The sequence below is a fragment of the Pseudophaeobacter sp. C1-32P7 genome (assembly GCF_041008775.1).
GTDB lineage: Bacteria > Pseudomonadota > Alphaproteobacteria > Rhodobacterales > Rhodobacteraceae > Phycobacter > Phycobacter gallaeciensis_A.
The window spans coordinates 213,383-233,303 of sequence record NZ_JAXGFR010000008.1; the positions used below are offsets into that span (position 1 = coordinate 213,383).

At 60.0% G+C, this 19,921-nt stretch carries 21 protein-coding genes and 1 tRNA gene; 5 read left to right on the forward strand and 17 right to left on the reverse strand.

The genetic code is table 11. From position 1 onward, the window contains the following. Positions 1-47: 47 nt before the first annotated feature. From SM763_RS13705 to SM763_RS13725, 5 genes are all read right to left on the reverse strand, one after another. Positions 48-1,193, reverse strand: a complete 1,146-nt coding sequence (locus SM763_RS13705) for a flagellar motor switch protein FliG (protein ID WP_274833494.1) — start codon at positions 1,191-1,193, stop codon at positions 48-50. 77 nt (positions 1,194-1,270) lie between these two features. Next, positions 1,271-1,819 (reverse strand): tetratricopeptide repeat protein, encoded by a 549-nt coding sequence (locus SM763_RS13710; protein WP_065270459.1) that lies wholly within the window; start codon positions 1,817-1,819, stop codon positions 1,271-1,273. Positions 1,820-2,004: 185 nt separating this feature from the next. Then, the gene (purB, locus tag SM763_RS13715) at positions 2,005-3,309 is read right to left on the reverse strand and encodes an adenylosuccinate lyase (protein ID WP_065270458.1); all 1,305 of its coding nucleotides are present in this window, start codon (positions 3,307-3,309) and stop codon (positions 2,005-2,007) included. Between the two features lie 129 nt (positions 3,310-3,438). Then, positions 3,439-3,696, reverse strand: coding sequence for a DUF6455 family protein (locus tag SM763_RS13720; RefSeq protein WP_368998865.1), 258 nt, complete (start codon positions 3,694-3,696; stop codon positions 3,439-3,441). A gap of 169 nt (positions 3,697-3,865) precedes the next feature. Then, on the reverse strand, positions 3,866-5,086 hold the full coding sequence (locus SM763_RS13725; RefSeq protein ID WP_065270456.1) for a bifunctional alpha/beta hydrolase/OsmC family protein: 1,221 nt from the start codon (positions 5,084-5,086) through the stop codon (positions 3,866-3,868). Positions 5,087-5,188: 102 nt separating this feature from the next. Here SM763_RS13725 and SM763_RS13730 point away from each other — a divergent pair, with 102 nt between their 5' ends. Both SM763_RS13730 and SM763_RS13735 read left to right on the forward strand, forming a co-directional pair. After that, complete coding sequence (locus SM763_RS13730) at positions 5,189-5,737, forward strand: NUDIX hydrolase (protein ID WP_368998866.1); 549 nt, start codon at positions 5,189-5,191, stop codon at positions 5,735-5,737. Between the two features lie 117 nt (positions 5,738-5,854). Next, positions 5,855-6,625, forward strand: coding sequence for a heme-dependent oxidative N-demethylase family protein (locus SM763_RS13735; protein ID WP_368998867.1), 771 nt, complete (start codon positions 5,855-5,857; stop codon positions 6,623-6,625). A gap of 43 nt (positions 6,626-6,668) precedes the next feature. Here the strand turns inward: SM763_RS13735 and SM763_RS13740 are convergent, their stop codons facing one another. The 6 genes from SM763_RS13740 to SM763_RS13765 form a co-directional block, all read right to left on the reverse strand. Further along, positions 6,669-7,694, reverse strand: a complete 1,026-nt coding sequence (locus tag SM763_RS13740) for a hypothetical protein (protein WP_368998868.1) — start codon at positions 7,692-7,694, stop codon at positions 6,669-6,671. Between the two features lie 329 nt (positions 7,695-8,023). Further along, positions 8,024-8,821: a lytic murein transglycosylase gene (locus tag SM763_RS13745; RefSeq protein ID WP_368998869.1), complete on the reverse strand. Its 798-nt coding sequence runs from the start codon at positions 8,819-8,821 to the stop codon at positions 8,024-8,026. Positions 8,822-8,920: 99 nt separating this feature from the next. Then, on the reverse strand, positions 8,921-10,171 hold the full coding sequence (locus SM763_RS13750; RefSeq protein ID WP_368998870.1) for an Hsp70 family protein: 1,251 nt from the start codon (positions 10,169-10,171) through the stop codon (positions 8,921-8,923). A 124-nt stretch (positions 10,172-10,295) separates the two neighbouring features. Further along, the gene (locus SM763_RS13755; protein ID WP_368998871.1) at positions 10,296-11,477 is read right to left on the reverse strand and encodes an ATP-binding protein; all 1,182 of its coding nucleotides are present in this window, start codon (positions 11,475-11,477) and stop codon (positions 10,296-10,298) included. A 193-nt stretch (positions 11,478-11,670) separates the two neighbouring features. Beyond that, complete coding sequence (glnA, locus tag SM763_RS13760) at positions 11,671-13,077, reverse strand: type I glutamate--ammonia ligase (RefSeq protein ID WP_368998872.1); 1,407 nt, start codon at positions 13,075-13,077, stop codon at positions 11,671-11,673. 93 nt (positions 13,078-13,170) lie between these two features. Then, positions 13,171-13,509 carry a P-II family nitrogen regulator gene (locus SM763_RS13765; RefSeq protein ID WP_065270448.1) on the reverse strand — a complete coding sequence of 113 codons (339 nt, stop codon included), beginning with the start codon at positions 13,507-13,509 and terminating at the stop codon, positions 13,171-13,173. 172 nt (positions 13,510-13,681) lie between these two features. Between SM763_RS13765 and SM763_RS13770 the strand changes: the two genes are divergently transcribed. Next, on the forward strand, positions 13,682-15,409 hold the full coding sequence (locus SM763_RS13770) for an NAD(P)H-hydrate dehydratase (RefSeq protein WP_368998873.1): 1,728 nt from the start codon (positions 13,682-13,684) through the stop codon (positions 15,407-15,409). On the opposite strand, the gene SM763_RS13775 is transcribed toward SM763_RS13770, so the two are convergent. After that, positions 15,406-15,939: a Hint domain-containing protein gene (locus tag SM763_RS13775; RefSeq protein WP_065270446.1), complete on the reverse strand. Its 534-nt coding sequence runs from the start codon at positions 15,937-15,939 to the stop codon at positions 15,406-15,408. The genes SM763_RS13770 and SM763_RS13775 overlap by 4 nt on opposite strands. A 227-nt stretch (positions 15,940-16,166) precedes the next feature. Between SM763_RS13775 and SM763_RS13780 the strand changes: the two genes are divergently transcribed. Continuing rightward, positions 16,167-16,251 (forward strand) — tRNA-Leu (locus tag SM763_RS13780). Positions 16,252-16,346: 95 nt separating this feature from the next. Here the strand turns inward: SM763_RS13780 and SM763_RS13785 are convergent. From SM763_RS13785 to SM763_RS13805, 5 genes are all read right to left on the reverse strand, one after another. Next, positions 16,347-17,348 carry a site-specific integrase gene (locus SM763_RS13785; protein WP_368998874.1) on the reverse strand — a complete coding sequence of 334 codons (1,002 nt, stop codon included), beginning with the start codon at positions 17,346-17,348 and terminating at the stop codon, positions 16,347-16,349. Further along, entirely contained in the window at positions 17,342-17,545 is a 204-nt protein-coding gene (locus SM763_RS13790; protein ID WP_274833518.1) for a hypothetical protein, read from the reverse strand. The genes SM763_RS13785 and SM763_RS13790 overlap by 7 nt, the downstream gene beginning before the upstream one ends. Positions 17,546-17,696: 151 nt before the next feature. Next, positions 17,697-17,960 (reverse strand): hypothetical protein, encoded by a 264-nt coding sequence (locus SM763_RS13795; RefSeq protein WP_368998875.1) that lies wholly within the window; start codon positions 17,958-17,960, stop codon positions 17,697-17,699. Then, positions 17,957-18,277 carry a hypothetical protein gene (locus SM763_RS13800; protein ID WP_368998876.1) on the reverse strand — a complete coding sequence of 107 codons (321 nt, stop codon included), beginning with the start codon at positions 18,275-18,277 and terminating at the stop codon, positions 17,957-17,959. Before SM763_RS13800 ends, SM763_RS13795 begins: the two co-directional genes overlap by 4 nt. A gap of 237 nt (positions 18,278-18,514) precedes the next feature. Then, entirely contained in the window at positions 18,515-18,796 is a 282-nt protein-coding gene (locus tag SM763_RS13805; protein WP_368998877.1) for a hypothetical protein, read from the reverse strand. Positions 18,797-19,129: 333 nt separating this feature from the next. Between SM763_RS13805 and SM763_RS13810 the strand changes: the two genes are divergently transcribed. Next, a complete protein-coding gene (locus tag SM763_RS13810; protein ID WP_368998878.1) occupies positions 19,130-19,486 on the forward strand; it encodes a nucleotide-binding protein in 357 nt (118 codons plus the stop codon). Positions 19,487-19,921 lie beyond the last annotated feature (435 nt).

The following is a 19,921-nucleotide window of genomic DNA, read 5'->3' on the forward strand; positions in this document are numbered from 1 at the left end:
CCGGGTATCCGAAGCGTATCGGTAGAGACAGCGGGAGAGATCAGGACTTACTCGTCCTCTTCGCCGTCCTCGGACCTCAGTTCGATTTCCCCGTTGTTCACCAGATCGCGCATGGCGTTGACGATCAGGCTGAAGGCGATTTCGCCATCGGCGCGTTTGACCTTGCCGCGTTCGGTGACTTCTTCACGGATGTTGTTGGCCATGCGGTTCGACATGTTTTCCAGCAGGAATTCGCTAGAGGCAACGTCCTCTTCCGCGCTGGCAAAGGCGATGGCGGTGACCACATCGGGCTGTGACAGCACGCGCATCAGTTTGGGTACATCCAGGGGGTGCATGCGCTCTGCGATCAGGCCGTATGTGAAGATCGCCTTTCGCACGTCGCCGGCGAATTCCTCGTCTTCTTCTTCCAGTGCGGTCAGAACCTCGTCCCGTTTGGCTGCGGCGGCTTCGGTCAGGATGGCGCCGACGCGCTGGCCCGGGGTGGTGTCAAAGGCTAGATCCGGGCGGGCCTCCACCTGCGCGGCCAGGGACAGGCCGATCCGGTCGACGGTGTCCGGGGTCACGTTTTTGGTATGGCTGACGGCATAGGCGATTTTCCGGGCCACGGGGCCGGGCAGGGCAGCCAGCATCTGTGCCGCCTTGGCGGTGTCGAGTTTCGACAGCAGCACGGCCGCAACTTCGGTGCTTTCTGCTTCGGCGAGCGAGGCGAGATCTTCGGGTGCAAGCTGTTTCAGACGGTCCCAGGGATTGCCGAATTGGCGCACGCCGGCCTCTTTGCGCAGGCGGCTGGCGGTATGGCGGCTGATCTTGCCATCCATGGCGGTCAGCGCGCCAGCCAGCCCGTTGGGGAAGGTCAGGCCAACGTTGTCGAGCATTTCGGCAAACTCGCTGGCAACGGCATAGAGCGTTTCGCGGTCGACGATGCGCATCTTCCCCATCTGCTGGGTCAGTTCCATCTGCAACTCATCGGGCAGTTCTTCAATCGGGATGTCAGCGCCTTCGTTCAGCAGCAGGCGCACGACGATCGCCGCCTTTGCCTTGCCGCTCAGATGGGAAGCGGAGCCGCCGAGCGATCCACCCATGGGACTATCCATTCCTCCCCCCATTCCACCAAGCGGAGCCGGAGCCGAAAAATCTCCCAATCCATCACCGCCTGTCGCCATGGGGAGCGCCAACATCTGGTCGTCTTGCATCTATAGGACCCTTGCCAAAAAGATTCTCTTTCTGTTGGGATCAAGATAGGCCATTAGCGGTAAAGAAAGGCTAAAGCTCAATAGCTTGAGGTTTGTCCGCTCTGCAGCGCCTTGTAGAGCGAGACCTCAGGCCAGCTGCCAGTGCCGCCACGCGCACGGATTTCCTTCCATTGGGCCAGGGCCAGCCCCAGTTTTCCTTCCTCGACAAAGCCTTGCCCCATATAAGAGCGGGCCAGAAGGTTGTCGGGATCGGTAGCAATGGCGCGCTGGTAATAGGCGTTGGCCTCATCTGGCTGGCCGAGCTTACGGGCGGTGAAGCCCCAGTATGTCAGGACCCGACCTTCGCTTTGATCCGGCATCGCGGCCAGAACCATTTGCGCGTCTTTCAGTCGGCCCGCATAGGCCAGTTCACGCACCGCGTCATACAGCGTATCGGCATCCAGCGCCGAATCCTTGGCATCGACGCATTTGCCTTTTTTTTCGTCCCAGACCTGCGCTCCGGTGCATTCCTTGGTGGTTTGCGTGGTGGTCGGAGCCGTGAAGGTATTGTCGCCAGCGGCAAAGGCTGCCCCGGAAAGTGACATCGCGGGCAGGGACATCACGGTTGCAAGAACGATGGCACGCATTGGGGATCCTCATTACGGGTTATGGAGGGAATCTAGCCTGATTTACTGGCTCAGGGGAGGGGAATTCCCAGGATAAGGGAGCTTCCGGTACTCTCTGGCGAATATTTGCCCAGTGGTGGGTGCGTAAATGAAAAACGCCCCGCCATTTTGGCAGGGCGTCGTCATCAGGAAGACGGGAAGGCGGTTCAGGCGCCGAACACCCGTTTGAAGATCGTGTCGACATGTTTGGTGTGATAACCCATGTCGAATTTTTCCTTGATGCCATCTTCGCCGAGGGCAGCAACAACCTCGGGGTCGGCCAGCAGCAGTTCCTGGAAATCAAGGCGCTCTTCCCAGACCTTCAGCGCGTTGCGCTGCACCATGGAATAGGCGTCTTCGCGGGACACGCCCGCTTGCGTCAGCGCCAGCAGCACCCGCTGCGACATCACCAGGCCCGGGAACTTGTTCATGTTTTCCAGCATGTTCTCGGGGAAGATCAACATCTTGTCGATGACGCCGGTCAGACGGTTCAGGGCAAAGTCCAGCGTCACGGTGGCGTCCGGGCCAATGCCGCGTTCGACCGAGGAGTGCGAAATATCGCGCTCGTGCCACAGCGCCACGTTCTCCATCGCCGGGATCACGGTCATGCGCACAAGACGGGCCAGACCTGTCAGGTTCTCGGTCAGCACCGGGTTCTTCTTGTGTGGCATCGCCGAGGAGCCCTTTTGGCCCATCGAGAAGAATTCCGCGCCTTCCAGAACTTCGGTCCGCTGCATGTGGCGGATCTCGATGGCGACATTCTCGATCGAGGATGCGATGACGCCCAGAGTGGCAAAGAACATCGCGTGACGGTCGCGCGGGATGACCTGGGTCGAAATCGGTTCGGGCTTGAGGCCCAGTTTCTCGCAGACGTGCTCTTCCACCGCGGGGTCGATATTGGCAAAGGTGCCGACCGCGCCGGAAATCGCGCCGGTGGCGATCTCTTCGCGGGCCTGCTGCAGGCGCGCCTTGTTGCGGTCCATCTCGGCATAAAAACGGGCAAAGGTCAGCCCCATGGTGGTGGGTTCGGCGTGGATGCCGTGGCTGCGGCCGACGCGCACGGTGTTCTTGTGCTCCATCGCGCGTTTCTTCAGCGCCGCCAGCAGGTTGTCCATATCGGCCAGCAGGATGTCGGCGGCGCGCACCAGTTGCACGTTGAGGCAGGTGTCCAGCACGTCGGAGGAGGTCATGCCCTGATGCACGAAACGCGCTTCTTCGCTGCCCACGTGCTCTGCAAGGTGGGTCAGGAAGGCGATGACGTCGTGTTTGGTGACGGCTTCGATCTCGTCGATACGGGCGACGTCGAATTCCACGTCCTTGGCCTTCCAGACGGCGTCGGCGTTTTCACGCGGGATCACGCCCAGATCGGCCATCGCGTCACAGGCGTGCGCCTCGATCTCGTACCAGATGCGGAATTTGGTCTCGGGGGACCAGATGGCGACCATGTCGGGGCGGGCATAACGGGGGATCATCGGCGGAAACACCTTTCGCAATTGCGGGAACACTTGCGCCGCGTCATAGACCGCTCTGCTCAAAGGAACAAGCCGCCACGGCGGGGGCGGGACGTATTGTCCGCCCGCCGCGGAGCCTAGCTGATCGGGTCAGCCCTGGCTGATACGGTCAAAGACGTCCTTGTTGCGGCAATAGGCCGGGGCCGTGTCCAGATGGTCCTGATCCGCTTGCAACTGGGTGCAGCCTGCCTGATCGTCGCAATGGCTGCAGCGCATGATAGCGCGCATCAGCTTGGGGCCTTCGTGCTCGGGGTCACGGGCGATGATCTCGCCCATGTCGATACCAAGGCGGTCGGCCATGCCGTTCACAAGGTCCGAGCTTTGCTCCAGTTTCTTCACCAGTCCCATGTTGCGTCTCCTGTCGTGCCAATAAGGGTGCGAATGCATTGCAGGCGATCATGGCTAAGAACGAAGGGCGGGCCTTGATATCGATCAATCGGCGCAGGAATCGCGCGGACGGGCGGCGAAAAAGCCGCCTGTCCGTATCGTATATGGATTACGCTCAGCAGCGCTGAACTTAGTGAGGCGAAATGTCTACAGTGATCACCCGGGCACCGCTTTCCAATGTGCGATGCACCGGGCATTTGTCGGCGATCTCCAGCAGCCTTGCGCGCTGATCCGGTGTCAGGGTGCCGCAGAGGCTGATTTTCCGGGTGAATTGGTCGATCTTGGCCGGACCCGCCGGGGCAGCATCCTGCGCGTGCACCTTGTCGTGGCACACATCAACCGAAACGCTGTCAAGCGGCCATTCCTTGCGCCGGGCATACATCCGGATGGTCATCGAGGTGCAGGCGCCAAGCCCCGCTGCGACGAAACCATAGGGGGACATCCCCCGATTGGTGCCGCCATAGGCCAGCGGTTCATCGGCCAGCGCGTGGTGATGGGGGCCGGACTGAATGTCCTGCAGGAAGCCTTCGGGATCGGCTTCGGCAACCCGCACGATCCCCTCGGGTGCGCCGGGGGGCGGGGCGGGCGGTGTCATCTCCACATAGCGCCCGGCCCAGGCGGCAATCACCTCGGCGGCGTATTCGGCATCTTGCGCGCGGGAAATCAGATGGTCCGCGTCATCCAGCGTGACAAAGCTCTTGGGGTGTTTGGCGGCGGCAAAAATCTCGGCCGCGTTGTCGATCCCGACGGTTTCATCGCGCGGGGCATGCATCACCAGAAGGGCCGCATCCAGACCTGCAATGCAGGGGCCCAAGGCGCTGGCGCGGATATCGTCAAGAAACTGGCGGCGAATGGTGAAGGGACGCCCGCCAAGGCAGACTTCGGCGGCGCCGACCGCTTCGATCTCGGTCAGTTGGGAGCCAAAGTTGTGGGCCACATGTTCGGGATCATAAGGCGCGCCAAGGGTCACCACACCGCGCACCGAGGGAATGCCCGCGCGGGCACGCAGAACCGCGGCGCCGCCCAGCGAATGCCCGATCAGCAGCTGCGGCGCCATATCGCGCCCCGCCAGATACTGCGCGGCGGCAATCAGGTCCGAGACATTGGAGGAGAAGCTGGTGTTCTCGAACTCCCCATCCGAATGCCCAAGACCGGTAAAGTCAAAGCGCAGAACCGCAATACCCATCGAGGCCAGACGCCCCGCGATGCGCCGGGCGGCCGGGATGTCCTTGGAGCAGGTAAAGCAATGTGCGAACAGGGCGGTGGCAAGGACAGGCCCCTCGGGCAGGTCGAGGCGCGCCGCTAGCGCGGTCCCGGCGTGTCCGGGAAACGTGATGCGTTCTGTGGGCATGGAAGATTGGCCTTTGGTTTTCTCGATCCTAAGGTGCGGCAGCAGGCGGGGTTCGGCAAGGCGCGGGCCGAAAATAACACGTGAAGGTGAAGGGGCGAGACCATGGAGCACATCATCGGCATCGGAGGGTACAGCCCTGAAACAGCACGCGACCATGACATGTGGTCCCGTCTTGGCCGGTTCTGCGCGTCAGAACCCCACGCCTTTGATCGCGATCCGGCCACCGGGCATGTTACCGCTTCGGCCTTTGTTCTCTCTGCGGATATGTCCTCTGTCCTGTTGACCCACCACGCAAAACTGGACCGCTGGCTGCAGCTCGGAGGCCATTGCGACGGGATCGCCGATGCGCCCTTTGTGGCCCAAAAGGAAGCCTATGAGGAAAGTGGCCTTTCCCGGCTTGAGATGTTGTCGCCGCAGGTGTTTGACGTCGATATTCATGAAATTCCGGCATCGCCCAAAGAGTGCGCACATCTGCACTATGACGTGCGTTTCCTGTTTCGCGCTGCGGCGGGGAAAATTCAGGTCAGCCACGAATCCCACGCGCTTGAGTGGGTACCTGTGGACCGGCTGGAAGGGCGCACGACAGCGCCAAGCGTTCTGGTGTTGCGTGAGAAACTGCCGGGGTTTCTGCGCGGGGCCAGTGCCTGCTGACGGCAGTGCGCCTAGACCTGCCTCTGCGACGGTGGGTCGCGTGACTTTTTACTGGTTTTTGGCTGAACGGGACACAGGGCCTCCTCCTTTTGATCAAATTTATGCTAGCACCATAACATGACAGCGATTCTACAGACCCAGATCCCGTACAACCCGCTTGCCTCGCAACGTCTGCCGGGGATCAAACCCTTGCCGGTGGCCAATTGGCTGCGTTCGGATGATGCCTTTGGCGACCAGATGGCGGAGCGTGAGCGCCTGCTGGACACGGCCCGGGACAAGGTCCTGATGCTGGATGAGGGCGGCCGTCCCGCTGCTGAAGAATTGCTGGAACGGGTACTGGCCCATCTGTACCCCGGTGCAAAGGGTCACGTGCAACGCCCCGATGGGGTGACGGTAGAGATCGATTGGCAGGATCCTTTGGGGACCCTTGGCCGGATCACCCAGCAGGATTTCTGCATTCTGGAGAAACCCGAAGGCGCGGCGGAGCACGTGCTGACCGGCGCGGTTCTGTGTTTCCCGGCCAGCTGGACATTGTCTGAAAAATTCATGCGTCCGTTGATTGCCATTCACGTGCCGGTCGACAGCTATGACGCCAATATTGCGGCCCGGGTGCAGCGGCTGTTTGACGGCGTGCAGGTGGATCGCCCGCTGTGGCGGTTCAATGCGCTGTGGTATCACGATCCGATGCTGCACCAGCCCCGCAGCGCCGATGCGCCGCGCGAACAGCCGCGCAGCGAAGAAGCCGGGTTCATGCGCAGCGAAACGCAGAGCATTCTGCGTCTGCCTCGCACCCGCGCGGTTGTCTTTTCGATCCACACCTTCGTGCTGAGCCGCGCCGACGTCCTGCGCCAATGGCAGCAGGACGAGCAGGATATCGAGACCGTATAGGCTGCATCCGGCAAGGCGCCCTCTGGTCCGGAGGATCCGGAGTTCAGGGGGTTGGCAGCTTCAGGACCTTTGCTGCGGCTTGAACCATTTCCGTACTTTGCAACAGGGCCAGAAAGACACCAAGGCTCAGGGCTTGCCTGCGCGGGGTCAGCTGGGAGCCCCTGAGCAATTCAACCAGCAAAAGCAGCAGGGCAGCGGGCGCCGATAGCATCGCAACCAGTCCGGTTGCAGCCCATGTCACGATGCCTTGCGCCCGCGCACCGCCTTGAGCGGGTTTTAGGCCCGACAGATCCACGACCTGATCGGCGTGTGCTGGATCGGTGCGCACGTGGCGGGCGCATTGCTGGTCCAGATCATCTGCCATTGCCTCCACCGGCGCGAAACAGGAACGTCCGCGCGGCTTCCCGGCCACGGGCGCCGGGTTTGCGCCGCTGCGGGCGGCAAACAGTTTTGCCGAGGTCCGCGATTTTCCGGTCGGTTTGAACGGGGAGGGCGCGGGCAGGGCAGTCCGGGCGGAACGGCGCCGGGGTAAGGCACTACGTGGGTGGATATGGTCGGACGCCGGGCGGCTGAGCAGGGAGCCCGGCGTCCTTTCGGCCGTGGCCTGCGCCTCTGCCGTATCTGCCATGTCTCCCGCGTGATGCAGGTTGAAGACGCCGAGAAAAGCGTCGCAGGTCATCGCCTTTGGCGCGTCCTGCCAGAACACCACCGTGGGCGATAGCGTTTCGGCCAGACGGCGCAGGAGTACCGCGAGCAGGATCTCGGTGATCTCGCTATCGCTGCCGCTGGGGTAGAGGCGCTCCATGGTGACCTCAAGGAAGATTGCCGGAGCAGAAAGGCCCGCCGGGACATGCATGCCAAGCCGCAGCGGTAGGCGCCGCAGCCGCAGGATAACCCGGTACTGATCGCCTTCCATCTCGACCCGGTTTGCCGCCCGAGTGTTGATCTGCGCCATCGGGTGACCGTATTCCTCAAGCATGTCGACCGCCTGGATCAGCCCCTTGTTGAGGAGCCGGTTGCTGCGGGTCTTGAAACCGAGTCTGCCTTTGAACTGTTCTACCTGTGTCATTCTCAAGCCTCCTTCGTTCGGGGTGCCGTTAACCCAAGATTACAAAGGGAAAAGGCACAAAGTGAGGCATCAAAACAGGTTCTGAGGGGCGCTGTGAAAAATCCCGCCAGTGCAGGTTGGTAAATTTTTATTCAATTAAAAACAATGTGATGTCAGTCGTGTTTAGCGCAAGACCCAGCCGAATGTGGCTGAAACCGGGCGCCCTGCGGCCATGTTGATGCCATAGTGATTACAATGCACGGCAAATGGACGGACTGTTCGCAGTATGGGGGAATGGACTCAGTCGGCTCCCGTGCCAGCAATCCGCGGTCGCGCGCCAAGCCCGAGGTTCAGCCGTCGATCTGCTGCCCCATGATGGCCAGCGATTGCTGATAAACGGTTGCCGCATTCCATTGTTTCAGGACTTTGTAATTCGGCTGCCCCGGCTGGTAGCCCTTGCCCCGTTTCCAGCCTTTCTTGCGCAGGTAATTCGCGGTCGAAGCCAACGCATCCTGTTGATCATAGAAGTCGACGCGCCCGTCGCGGGTCCAGTCCACGCCATAGGTCAGCGCATTTCCGGGCAGGAATTGCGTATGGCCGAGCTCGCCATGTTTGGCGCCGAGTGTCGCGGGGGTGATCGCGCCCTGATCCACCAGCTTCAGCGCGCCGATAGCATGGGGCCGGAAGAAATCAGAGCGGCGGCAATCGTAGGTCAGGGTCACGATGGCCGAAACCACCTGACTGTCCCCCATGAAGTGGCCAAAGGCGGTTTCCATGCCGTGAATGGCGATCAGAACACCTGCGGGCACGCCGTATTTCTTTTCCAGCGCCGCGTAGAATTGTGGGTTGCGGGCTTTGCGTTTGCGCCCCTGCGCAACAATCGTGGCTGAGCCGCGCAGCTGCATGAATTTCTCAAGGCTGTAGCGAAAGCTTTTCTGATTGCGGTCGGCGGCGATGGTGCGGCTGGCGTATTGTGCCTGTGCCAGGGCCTTGAGCCCCTTGCCCTTGACGCCCGCGCGCTTGGCCTCGGTCGCGAACTCTGCCTTCCAGCTGGCAAAGCCCGCAGAGGTATTGCCACAGGAGGCGGCCACAGAGGCGACCGGCAGCAAAGAGGTCAGGGTCAGGCAAAGAACTGGCAAAATACGCATGGCGGAAACCTTCGGAAACTGGAACTGGGTGTCTCCAGCCTACCGCTCCCGCGCAGGAAATATAGCGTGATGTGGCGCGTTTCAGCGCTGGTGTTGCTCTCAGGCAAAGGCCTCGGCGGCGGCAATGGCTAATCCGTCAGCCACGGCTGTCAGCGCATGACGGTTTTCCACCTCCGCTTTCGGGCAAAGACGCTGAATTTCCTGCTGCAGACAGCCCAGCAGCGCCGAGCCGCCAACCAGAACGATGCGGTTAACCTCTTCCGGGGCAGTGCCTGCCAGTTTCAGTGTCTCTGCGGCGGCCTCGGCCAGTTCCTGCATCTGTGCCTCCAGTAGGGCCGAGATGTCATCGCCAGATAGAGAGGCCTGCAGGCCGCGCTCCAGAACCTTGAGATCGATCTGTGCGCCGGCGTCCTGCGGGTGGTTGGCTGCGATCTTGCCACGCTCCACCGCAAAGGCGATGTCGTGGCCCAGTTCATCCTCCAGCGTGCTGACGAGGCGCGCCAGCCTGTCCGGCTCGGTCGCCTGTTGCTGGAGGTCACGTGCGGCGCGGCGGTGCTCGGGCGTATAAAGAAACGGGATCATCTGCCAGCTGGACAGATCGTTGTAGATCCGGTTCGGCGCGGGCAGGGTGCCGCTGCCGAAACTGTTGCGGATGCTGCTGCCTCGCCCCAGAAGCGGCATAACACGGGCCAGGCTGATCTGCTGGTCGAAATCGGTACCGCCCAGACGAATCCCGTAGGAGGCCAGAATATCAGTGGTGCCGTCAGCGTCCTGCCGGAAGGCGGTAAAGTCCGAAGTGCCCCCACCGATATCGACAATCAGCCCCAGCCCCGAGCGGGCCTCGGTTGCGCGCAGCGCCGCTTCGGGCTCCAGCATGAAGCGCACGTCCTGAAATCCGGCAGCCAGGTAGCAGGCACGGAGGTCTTCCTCGGCCAGGGCGTTGCGGGCCTCATCGCGGCTGTGAAACCGCACCGGACGGCCCGACAGGGCATGGGTGAATGTCATGTGGGTCTGCGCCTCGGCGCGGGCTTTGACCTCGGCCAGAAACTGGGTGACTACCGCCGCAAGGGTCATTCGCTGCCCGCCAAGGCGACGTTCCTCGTGCAGTAGGGGCGTTCCAAGGAGGCTTTTGAGCGCGCGCATGAAGCGGCCTTCGTCGCCGGAAATCAGCGCCCGGGTGGCGCTGCGTCCGATGCGCATCTTGCCGCTGTCGGGATCAAAGAAAACCGCAGTGGGAAGGGTCTGTTCGCCCGGTTCCAGTTCAATCAGCCAGGGGCGCCCGCCCGCCGCCACACCTGCCGCCGAATTGGAGGTGCCAAAATCGATGCCTAAAGTCATGGGGGCGGTCATTGGCCTGTCTCCTGCGGGTCTGGGGAGCGACGGCTTTACAGGCAGAACGGGCGGGGTTCAAGAATGACTGCCCCGCCCATTTGCCTTTGTCATCCGCAGCGATGGGGGAACGCGGTTGATCGGTTCAGGTCGCAGAGGATCCGCTTGGTAGGGTAACCCGGAAGGTGGAGCCTTGTCCGACCTCAGAGGACACTTCCAGCAGGCCATTGTGGTTGGAACAGATCCGGCGGCTGAGTGTCAGTCCGATGCCGGTGCCATCATATTCATTCGGGTTGTGCAGCTTCTTGAACAGCTGAAAAATCTGCTGCTGATCTGAGGTTGAGATCCCAGCGCCATTGTCGGTGACGTCGATGCGTTCCTGCCCCTTGTTGGCTCCGGAAACGGACGTAATGGAGACGATGGGTTTGCGCGCGCCTGAGCGGAAGGTGATGCCATTGGTGATCAGGTTCTGAAATAGGCAGCGCAATTGCATTCGGTTGCCAGTCACCACCGGCAGGGGGCCAATGTCGACGGTGGCCCCGGCATGCTGGATCTCGCCTTGCAGATCCTGCACCAGCTCGCCCACCAGCGTGTTGAGATTGATGTCCCGCTTTTGGATGCGGGCGCCAACCACGCGGGAGTATTCCAGAATGTCATTCATCTGCCGCATCATGCGGGCTGCGGTCTTCTGGCTTTGCTCCAGCAGGAAAATTCCGTCCTCGCTCAGCCGGTCGCGTTCGGCATCCAGCTCCTGCAGCAGCAGGTTGAGCGTATTGGCTGGCGATTTCAGATCATGCGAAACCGCATAAGTGAACTCGCGCCTCTCCCGGTTGATATGTGCCATTTCAAGCATTGTTGCCCGCGTCCGGATCGCATCGGTGGCGCAAAAGGCCAGTTGCCGCAGCAGGGATATGTCCGCCTCAGTCCAGGCGCGCGGTTTGTCATCAATTACCGCCAGCACCGCAGCGGGTACACCGCCGGGTCGATAAACCGGCACGCCAAGATAGGAACCAATGCCAAGCCCCGGGGCAATACCCGTGCCCAGATCCGGGGGAGGGTTTGGGGCATCTTCAACAGTCACGGGGGCATCCTTTTGGATCACGTGCTGGCAAAAGGAATGAGACAGAGGCGCGTGCCGATCCTCTGCCGCCGGGCCGCTAAGCCCGGTCTGACTGGTGAAGAATTGACGTTCTGCGTCGCTGTCGATGGTGGAGAGCAGAGCCACCGGGGCGCCAATGGTGCGTTGTGCCAACCGGGTCAGGTTGTCGAATTCCGGGTGGGGCGGGCCGTCGATCAGCTCAAGATCCCTGAGGCTGAATTTCTGCATTATGAACGCTCGCTATTCTGAGAAACTCATGTCGCACCCTACGACATTATGATGGCAGAGCTTAACCTTTTCTGAAGCGCCCACACCGCTCCATATCTGAAGACTGCCACTGGTTGGTCCAGTGAAGACCGGGCCTGTGAATGAAAAAGAGCGCCCGTTGGGCGCTCTTTCATGGTTTCAATTGCCGCAGCTATTAGCAGCTGTAGTACATGCCGTACTCAACCGGGTGCGGGGTGTGCTCGTAGGTTTCGACCTCTTCCATCTTGAGCGCAATGTAGCCCTCAATCTGGTCTTTGGTGAACACATCGCCCTGCAGCAGGAACTCGTGGTCGGCCGCCAGGCATTCCAGCGCTTCGCGCAGGGAGCCGCAGACGGTCGGGATGTCGGCCAGCTCTTCGGAGGGCAGATCATAGAGGTTTTTGTCCATGGCTTCGCCGGGATCGATCTTGTTCTTGATGCCGTCCAGGCCAGCCATCAGGAGGGCTGCAAACGCCAGGTAGGGGTTTGCGGCCGGATCGGGGAAGCGGGCCTCGACACGCTTGGCTTTCGGGCTTTCGGTCCACGGAATACGCACGCAGCCGGAACGGTTACGGGCGGAGTAGGCGCGCAGAACCGGAGCTTCGAAGCCGGGGATCAGACGCTTGTAGGAGTTGGTGGACGGGTTGGTGAAGGCGTTCAGCGTTTTCGCGTGCTTCAGGATGCCGCCGATGAACCACAGGGCTTCGTCGGACAGGTCCGCATATTTGTCACCAGCAAAGAGCGGCTTGCCGTCTTTCCAGATGGACATGTTCACGTGCATGCCGGTGCCGTTGTCGCCTGCGATCGGTTTCGGCATGAAGGTTGCCGATTTGCCGTAGGCGTGCGCGACGTTGTGGATCACGTATTTGTATTTCTGCAGCTCGTCCGCCTGTTTGGTCAGGCTGTCGAAGATCAGGCCCAGTTCGTGCTGGCAGGAGGCAACCTCGTGGTGGTGCTTGTCCACCTTCATGCCCAGACGCTTCATGGTCGACAGCATCTCGGAACGCAGGTCCTGTGCTTCGTCGACAGGGTTGACCGGGAAGTAGCCGCCCTTGACGCCGGGACGGTGGCCCATGTTGCCAACTTCATACTCGGCATCGGTGTTCCAGGACGCGTCGGTCGCGTCGACTTCATAGGACACCTTGTTGATCGAGTTGGAGAAGCGCACGTCGTCGAACAGGAAGAATTCCGCTTCCGGGCCCATGAACGCCGCATCGCCGATGCCGCTGGACTTCAGGTAGGCTTCGGCCTTCTGTGCGGTGCCGCGCGGGTCACGCTCGTAGGCTTCGCCGGTGTCGGGCTCAACAACCGAGCAGTGGATGCAGATGGTTTTTTCCGCGTAGAACGGGTCGATATAGGCGCTCTCGGTGTCGGGGATCAGCTTCATGTCCGAAGCTTCGATCGATTTCCAGCCCGCGATGGAGGAGCCATCGAACATGAAGCCTTCTTCGAGGAAATCCTCGTCGACCATGTCCACGTCTACGGTGACGTGCTGCAGTTTACCACGTACGTCGGTGAACCGGATGTCGACATAGGCGACTTCCTCGTCCTTGATCAGCTTCAGAACTGCGTCCTTGCTCATTGGTGCTTTCCTCTCCGTAAGAAAATTCGTGTGTTGCTGCGCCAACCCGCTACGCTGCCTTTGGCAATCTAGGCGCGCTGGCGGTATCTGGTATTAAAGTGCGTCGGGGCCGGTTTCGCCGGTCCGGATGCGGATGGCCTGCTCGACCGGGCTGACGAAGATCTTGCCGTCGCCGATCTTGTCTGTCTTTGCCGCGTTCACGATGGATTCGATCGCGCCGTCCACCTGATCGTCGTCAAGAACCACCTCGATTTTCACCTTGGGCAGAAAATCGACGACGTATTCGGCGCCGCGATAAAGTTCCGTGTGCCCCTTCTGGCGACCAAAGCCCTTAACCTCGATCACGGACAGGCCCTGTACACCGACGTCCTGCAGCGCCTCTTTCACCTCGTCCAGTTTGAACGGTTTGATGATGGCTTCGATCTTTTTCATCTCGTGGGCTCCTCACAACCTTGTCGAAGCTGGTCAGATCATTTCTAAATGCTGGCGACAATGGATGCGGCCAAAGATGCCGGAAAATCAGCCTGCAAAATGAGCGCATGTGTTTAAAAAATAGTCACTACGCACAAAAAATAATCACAATTGAATCGCGGGAGCCTGGAGAATGACCGAACTGCTGACAGCTGCCCAGATGCGCGCCATCGAACAGGCCGCAATCGAGTCAGGTAAGGTGACCGGCCTGGAGCTGATGGAGCGGGCCGGGCAGGGCGTGGTAGAGGCGATTTTCGAGGAATGGCCCGAGTATGAAAGTGCTCCGCAAAGCGCAGCAGTTCTATGTGGACCGGGAAACAACGGCGGAGATGGTTTCGTCGTCGCACGCCTATTGGCTGGGAAAGGATGGCTCGTTAAGGTTTTCCTATATGGTGATCCGGACAAGCTCCCCCCCGACGCGCGCACGAACTACGAAATCTGGTTGGCTGACAATCAGGTAGAGGAGCTTTCTGAAAGAGGGTTTCGGAAAGAGCCCTATACGATTTACATCGATGCTCTTTTCGGAACCGGTCTGTCACGCCCGCTCGAGGGGACGGCGTTGGATGTTATCAGCCATATGACGGGCAGAAATGGTGACCGTTATGACGATTGTACCGTGGCCATCGACGCACCTTCCGGGATTTGTCTGGATAGCGGTCGATGGTTGGTGCCGCAGCCGCCATCGCTCAAAGAGCTGTTTGGCAAGCTTCCTGCGGGGGCGAAGATCCGAACGTCAGCACTGCCCAAGGAGCCTGACCCTCGGCCCCAAGCCAGACTGACGGTCGCGTTTGACTCCCCCAAAGTCGGTCACTTCATCGCCGCTGGCCCCACGCACTGTGGGCGTGTGGTAGTCAAGGATATCGGTTTGGCGAACTGGCGGTCTTTCAAACCTCGAAAAGAAGGGCAGCCGCCTTTTGTTGTGACCGAAAATGGCCCGGTTGGCATATTGCGTCCAGCCGGTGTTCGCCTCACAGGGCAAGCGCCAATCGTTGATGACGTTCGCAGTAAGATATCTTTCAAAGACACTTCCCGCTGGATGGCCAAGCGATCAGGCCACAAATTCTCCCACGGTCACGCCCTGATCCTTTCGGGTGGTTCCGGTAAGACAGGTGCCGCGCGGCTGTCGGCGCGGGGGGCGCTTCGGATCGGGGCAGGGCTGGTGACGCTGGGCGTGCCGCCAAGCGCCCAGCAGGAGGTCGCCTGCCAGATCACCGCGCTGATGCTGCAACGGGTGGCAGATGCTGAGGCTCTGGCTCAGGCGCTCGAGGATACCCGCCTCAATGCGCTCTGCCTTGGCCCCGGAATGGGCATTGATCGCGCGCGGGATCTTGTGCCTGCGGCCCTGGTGGCCAAACGGGCCACGGTGCTGGATGCTGATGCGCTCTCAGCCTTTGGCGATGCGCCGGAACAGCTCTTTTCCATGCTGCATGAAAAATGCGTGCTGACGCCCCATGGCGGCGAATTTGCGCGGCTGTTCCCGGATATTGCCACGAAACTGAACGCGCCCGCCACCAAAGGTCCGGCCTATTCCAAGGTGGACGCCACGCGGGAGGCCGCCGTGCGGGCAGGCTGCGTGGTGCTGTTCAAGGGCGCCGATACGGTCATCGCCGCGCCAAATGGGCGCTGCTCGGTCAACTCCGCCCATTATGATCGCGCCGCTCCCTGGCTGGCCACCGCCGGGTCGGGCGATGTGCTCGCGGGCTTCATCACTGGCCTTTTGGCGCGAGGCTTTGCCCCGATGCAGGCCGCCGAAAGTGCCGCCTGGCTGCATGTGGAATGCGCGCTGGAGTTCGGCCCCGGACTGATCGCCGAGGACCTGCCAGAGCAGATCCCAGCCGTATTTCGCAAGCTTGGGTTTTAAGCCGCCGGGCGCAGATTGTCGCCTGCCGCGCGGGAGGTGGCGATCTCCATGCCGCCGGCGTAGATCACATGGGGGCGATCAAAGGTCAGGGTGCAGAGTTCCAACATCTGCATGCCTTCGTCGCGGATGAACTCCTCATCGATCAGTTCGAACGCAGGCACAACGGCCTGCGGCTGTCCGAACATCGCCTTGGCGCGCCAGTCTCGGATCAGAACCTGCTGGTTCAGCGGTAGCAGCAAATCGCCGCCCGGCTGAGTGTGCCCCAGCGATCCGGCTGTGAAGCGGACCGCATGCATCATGGCGCGGGATTTGCGGATCTTGCTCAGCGGAGTGAGGCCCTGCGTCCGTGTAATCAACTGATCCCCGGCTGTCAGAGTCTCAACGGCCAAAGCGCCGTCTTGGGTCTGGATCGGAGTGCCGGTAATCAGCGTAACCGAACTTTGGGCCGCGTGGCTGCCGGTCTGCTCGCGGCGGCTTTGCAGGATGCGCGCAACGATATGCTGCGCAGGCGGATTCGCGTGCGGTTTCATGGGGGTCTCTCACTCTGCCTCAGTAGCATTTTATTTGTTTTTTTCAGACACTAGCCATTTGCCGCGCCCGCGTCTGCGCAATTTTTCGCTTATGGGGGAAGCTGTGGCTGAGATGTGTCTTTGGTGCCGCAATCGAATAGTGTGGCTCCGGTGCGATTTCCTCTCGCATCCTGCGGCGGGCTTTGCTATTCAGCGGCTCACGCAGCGCCGGAAGGTGCTGCGCCAGTGCGGGTGTGGCGGAATTGGTAGACGCACCAGATTTAGGTTCTGGCGCCGCAAGGCGTGGGGGTTCAAGTCCCTTCACCCGCACCATTTTGATTTCAAATGAAAAATGACGGCCTTTGGAGAGGCAATGAAACCTGGTGTTTCTCGGGTTTCCCGTTTTATTTCCCGTTTTCTCGTTTCGTTCATGTTCTGGTCCGCCGCGCTTGAGCCGACTGCGAAAGCTGCTTTTGATTGGCCTGGCTGCGGTATTTTTTGACCATCTCAAGTGTTTTGTGCCCGGTCACTGCCTGGATCTCGCTATCGCTTGCGCCAGCCTCGGCCAAATGAACCGCCGCTGTGTATCGCCAGCCGTGAATCACAAATGTCTGTGCGGCTATCGCTTCACGCACAGCCATAACGCGCTGTTGAATGGTGCGCTTCGCGATGCCTTTGTGCAGGGACTGTGCGATGATGAAGCGACCTTTGCGTTCCAAATCGTCGAGGTAACGGCGCAGAAATTCCGGACAGGCAACCCAGAGCCGTGTTGCAGTCTTTTCTTGGACAACAGCAATGAATTGACCATCATAATGTGCCCACTCCATGCTGATGATGTCGCCGATCCGCTGTCCCGTGCCGATGCCCAACATGAAAGCGGTCAGTTCCCATTCCAGCGAGTTGTTCTGGCAATAGGTTTCAAAGGCGCGGAGTTTTGCGTCAGGCCAGGGTTGGTATTCGCCGCCCTTGAGTTTTTTGACGCCGCTCGCCGGATTTGCGTTGATCCACTCCAAGTCGATAGCATGGCGGGAGAGTATGGAAATCATTTCCACCATCGCGTTCGCTTTGCGCCACGTGTCGGCATAGGCATCACGCGCGGCAATTACGTCACGGCGTCGGAGCTTTGTGAAATCCTTTGAGCCGTTCTTTTCTCGGATCAATTCCAGAGTGCGCCGATACTCTTGCTTTACCCGAGGCTTTCGGTCTTTGAACTCTGGCGTCTGGTAATAGCTGACGATCAGTGCCTCAAAAGTGGTTCGGGTTTTCTTTTTGTCGCGGCCTGAGCGGATCGCCCAATATGCTTCGTCAAATTCCTGGCTGTCTGGGTCGTTGGGGAGGCGCTGATACGCCTCACCGCGGCGGAAATAATAGTAGACACGTCCCTTAACCTTCTTGGTTGTGACGTACTTCCGCTCCAGCTTCTTTACCATGTGAATTCATCTTCGTTCATCGCGTTGCCGTTCAGGACTGATTCGAGATCTGCCACCCGCCAGCGCTCAAAGCCGGAGATGCGAACGGGCGAGGGGAGCGAACCCGACTGCACCAGTCGGCGAAAATCCGATGGGGTCATGTCCATCATTTTGGCTGCCGTTCGTTCCGCAACCGCTATCGGTGCAACGCGTCCCATTGCCTGTCCTCAAATTGTGTGTGTTCGTATCTGGTCGTTTGTTGGGGGCTATTGCAGCTGCAATGCGCTAGGTTCGCCGATCAGGCGGGCGTCTGGGGAGCCGAGTTGCCTGCGGGCGTTCATTGTGGTGTCCTAACTGGCAGTTGGTGTTTCAGTTCTTGCCATTGGCGCGGCGCATACGGCGGATGCTTCGGTTCATGATTTTCTGGCGTTCATTGATGAGCTGGTGCAGCCCATCTTGTTTGCGTTGGATCCGTAGGTGGAGTTTCGCAAGCCGCCGGATCTCACATTCCGTGGCGAAGTGCAGCCACAGAGCCTTTATTCCAAAGAGGGCTGCCTTTTCCTCTCGCCCGGCGGTGTTGCCCTGTACAGCGCGGTGTGCTGTACGCTGTAATTCCTCTGACACCTCGGTCATATCGCGGCCTGCCCGTTGTAGGGGCAATCCGGGCGGTCATCCGTGGCGCGGCGGGTGGGGGTCGAACGATAGCTTTGCCGCGCTGTGCGCAGCCATGCGCGGATCGCTTCCGCCCGACTGGCGCCATGTGAAGTCATGCCGTGCAAAGAGGCCCACCAGTGGCTTGCATCATGGTCCCAGCGGCAGTTTTCCTGCGGTGGGGTCAATATGCCGCCAGCCTTTCGGAACAGGGCAGAGCGCCTGAACAGCGGCGTATTCGCTAGCAGCTGCTGGTCGGAATAGATCTGCTGTTGGTTCTGGTGTGCGGCGTGTCGCATTGGGACCTCGTCTTTGATGCGCGGGCGACTGTATTTGGAGGATTGTGCCGCCCGCGCTTATCCGCGCCGCAGGACCAGGCGCGGAAACTCTGATGATCGGCGGCGTGGGCAATCCTCCAGCCCACGCCGCATGTAAGGTTGTGTCAGTGTTAAAGGGCAGGCGGGCCGCGCGGGGTTGCCGGTGTCTTTTCGCGTCTGCTGGGAGATGCAGCGGAATGCGCGACTGGCCGGGCCGGGTCAGGCCACATGGCGGCGACGGATCGGAAGGCTTTTTGCCTCGATCACGGCGCGGACCTTCTGACCTGCGCGGGCCAGGATCTGCTCGGTGGGCTCCGGCGCAGGACCGGGGCGGTCCACAAGGTGCTGGGAGTGCAGGCGCGCGGGATCAAACCCCTGACCGCGCCCGGCTTTCATGGCCGCCCAGGCCGCTGTGAATTGTGTGGGATCGTCAATGTAGTCTGCGGGAGATCCCACGACATGGCGGGCATCCCTCAGTACGGTTTTCTTAAAGTCTTGCATTCAATCCTCCATCGGTTGATGAAGCGACTGTAGTGGGGTGAAATTACCCCGTCAATACTTTTGGGGTAAAAAAACCCCATCTCCCCAAAGTAGGGAAATTTTCCGGGCTCAATGTCCGCAGCTCCATGGTGAAGGGGCTATATGGCTGGTTTCAGCCCAAAGCGGTCATCGGTGGTTGACAGAGCGGAGGGCGAATTCCGGCATCTAGGTTTTTCAAACGGCAGAAAGCTGGCTGAACCACTTGTACGCTTTTACTACAAGCTTTCTGGACACAAATTTGCCCTAACCTTTCGATAAGAGATGGACACATCAAGTTTGGATTTGGAGATATTCATGCGCCACCTACTTCAGTTCATTTCAGCTCTAGGCATTGCACTGTTTCTCACGACGTTCGCCAACGCGGAGACTATCGCCCCTCGTGAGGCCGCTCAGAATATCGGAAGTTACTCAACGGTTGAAGGAGTAGTTTCTCAAGTGTCGAAGAGTCGGGGCGGGACGACCTTTATCAACTTTGGGGGCCGTTTTCCCAATCATGTCTTCTATGGGGTCATTTTCAAGAAATACGCGTACAAGTTCCAAAACTTGGACGGACTGGTTGGGAAACCCGTAACCATTAGTGGAACCATCGACCTCTACAAAGGCAAGCCCCAGATCGTATTGTTTTCACCAGACCAGATCGCGCAACGATAAAATTCGGCACGGCTGTCCGGCAAACACCTGTCTTTAGGCGATAATCTCCCTCAGGTTGTTTTCACGCTTCAGCGTCAGAATGGCGTCTGTCAGCCCAAAGCGGACCTCAACAACAGAGGTTCGCATGAACTCAAGGGCTTGACTAAGTTGTAATTGCACACGTAGCATTAGAGTCCTTTTTCTACAGGTTGGCCGCATGACTGACAGACCTCCTATTCCGTCTGAAATCAAAAGAGAAGTCCGTCAAAGGTGTGGTTTTGGCTGCGTGATTTGTGGCAGTCCAATTTACGAATATGAACATATGGTCGAGTGGTGGCCTTGTTGCGCAAATCGGGTGAGGGATTCACTGCGTGAATCCAGCGTGATAGCTGGAAGGTATGAGCAGTTGGGCCCCTACGAAGTATAAGACCACGAACTGGTCGGCTTACAATGAAG

What these genes read in the sequence shown, in the direction of transcription:
- SM763_RS13705 (WP_274833494.1), bottom strand. Translation starts at nt 1,193, where the DNA reads ATGCAAGACGACCAGATGTTGGCGCTCCCCATGGCGACAGGCGGTGAT.
- SM763_RS13710 (WP_065270459.1), bottom strand. Translation starts at nt 1,819, where the DNA reads ATGCGTGCCATCGTTCTTGCAACCGTGATGTCCCTGCCCGCGATGTCA.
- purB (WP_065270458.1), bottom strand. Translation starts at nt 3,309, where the DNA reads ATGATCCCCCGTTATGCCCGCCCCGACATGGTCGCCATCTGGTCCCCC.
- SM763_RS13720 (WP_368998865.1), bottom strand. Translation starts at nt 3,696, where the DNA reads ATGGGACTGGTGAAGAAACTGGAGCAAAGCTCGGACCTTGTGAACGGC.
- SM763_RS13725 (WP_065270456.1), bottom strand. Translation starts at nt 5,086, where the DNA reads ATGCCCACAGAACGCATCACGTTTCCCGGACACGCCGGGACCGCGCTA.
- SM763_RS13730 (WP_368998866.1), top strand. Translation starts at nt 5,189, where the DNA reads ATGGAGCACATCATCGGCATCGGAGGGTACAGCCCTGAAACAGCACGC.
- SM763_RS13735 (WP_368998867.1), top strand. Translation starts at nt 5,855, where the DNA reads ATGACAGCGATTCTACAGACCCAGATCCCGTACAACCCGCTTGCCTCG.
- SM763_RS13740 (WP_368998868.1), bottom strand. Translation starts at nt 7,694, where the DNA reads ATGACACAGGTAGAACAGTTCAAAGGCAGACTCGGTTTCAAGACCCGC.
- SM763_RS13745 (WP_368998869.1), bottom strand. Translation starts at nt 8,821, where the DNA reads ATGCGTATTTTGCCAGTTCTTTGCCTGACCCTGACCTCTTTGCTGCCG.
- SM763_RS13750 (WP_368998870.1), bottom strand. Translation starts at nt 10,171, where the DNA reads ATGACCGCCCCCATGACTTTAGGCATCGATTTTGGCACCTCCAATTCG.
- SM763_RS13755 (WP_368998871.1), bottom strand. Translation starts at nt 11,477, where the DNA reads ATGCAGAAATTCAGCCTCAGGGATCTTGAGCTGATCGACGGCCCGCCC.
- glnA (WP_368998872.1), bottom strand. Translation starts at nt 13,077, where the DNA reads ATGAGCAAGGACGCAGTTCTGAAGCTGATCAAGGACGAGGAAGTCGCC.
- SM763_RS13765 (WP_065270448.1), bottom strand. Translation starts at nt 13,509, where the DNA reads ATGAAAAAGATCGAAGCCATCATCAAACCGTTCAAACTGGACGAGGTG.
- SM763_RS13770 (WP_368998873.1), top strand. Translation starts at nt 13,682, where the DNA reads ATGACCGAACTGCTGACAGCTGCCCAGATGCGCGCCATCGAACAGGCC.
- SM763_RS13775 (WP_065270446.1), bottom strand. Translation starts at nt 15,939, where the DNA reads ATGAAACCGCACGCGAATCCGCCTGCGCAGCATATCGTTGCGCGCATC.
- SM763_RS13785 (WP_368998874.1), bottom strand. Translation starts at nt 17,348, where the DNA reads ATGGTAAAGAAGCTGGAGCGGAAGTACGTCACAACCAAGAAGGTTAAG.
- SM763_RS13790 (WP_274833518.1), bottom strand. Translation starts at nt 17,545, where the DNA reads ATGGGACGCGTTGCACCGATAGCGGTTGCGGAACGAACGGCAGCCAAA.
- SM763_RS13795 (WP_368998875.1), bottom strand. Translation starts at nt 17,960, where the DNA reads ATGACCGAGGTGTCAGAGGAATTACAGCGTACAGCACACCGCGCTGTA.
- SM763_RS13800 (WP_368998876.1), bottom strand. Translation starts at nt 18,277, where the DNA reads ATGCGACACGCCGCACACCAGAACCAACAGCAGATCTATTCCGACCAG.
- SM763_RS13805 (WP_368998877.1), bottom strand. Translation starts at nt 18,796, where the DNA reads ATGCAAGACTTTAAGAAAACCGTACTGAGGGATGCCCGCCATGTCGTG.
- SM763_RS13810 (WP_368998878.1), top strand. Translation starts at nt 19,130, where the DNA reads ATGCGCCACCTACTTCAGTTCATTTCAGCTCTAGGCATTGCACTGTTT.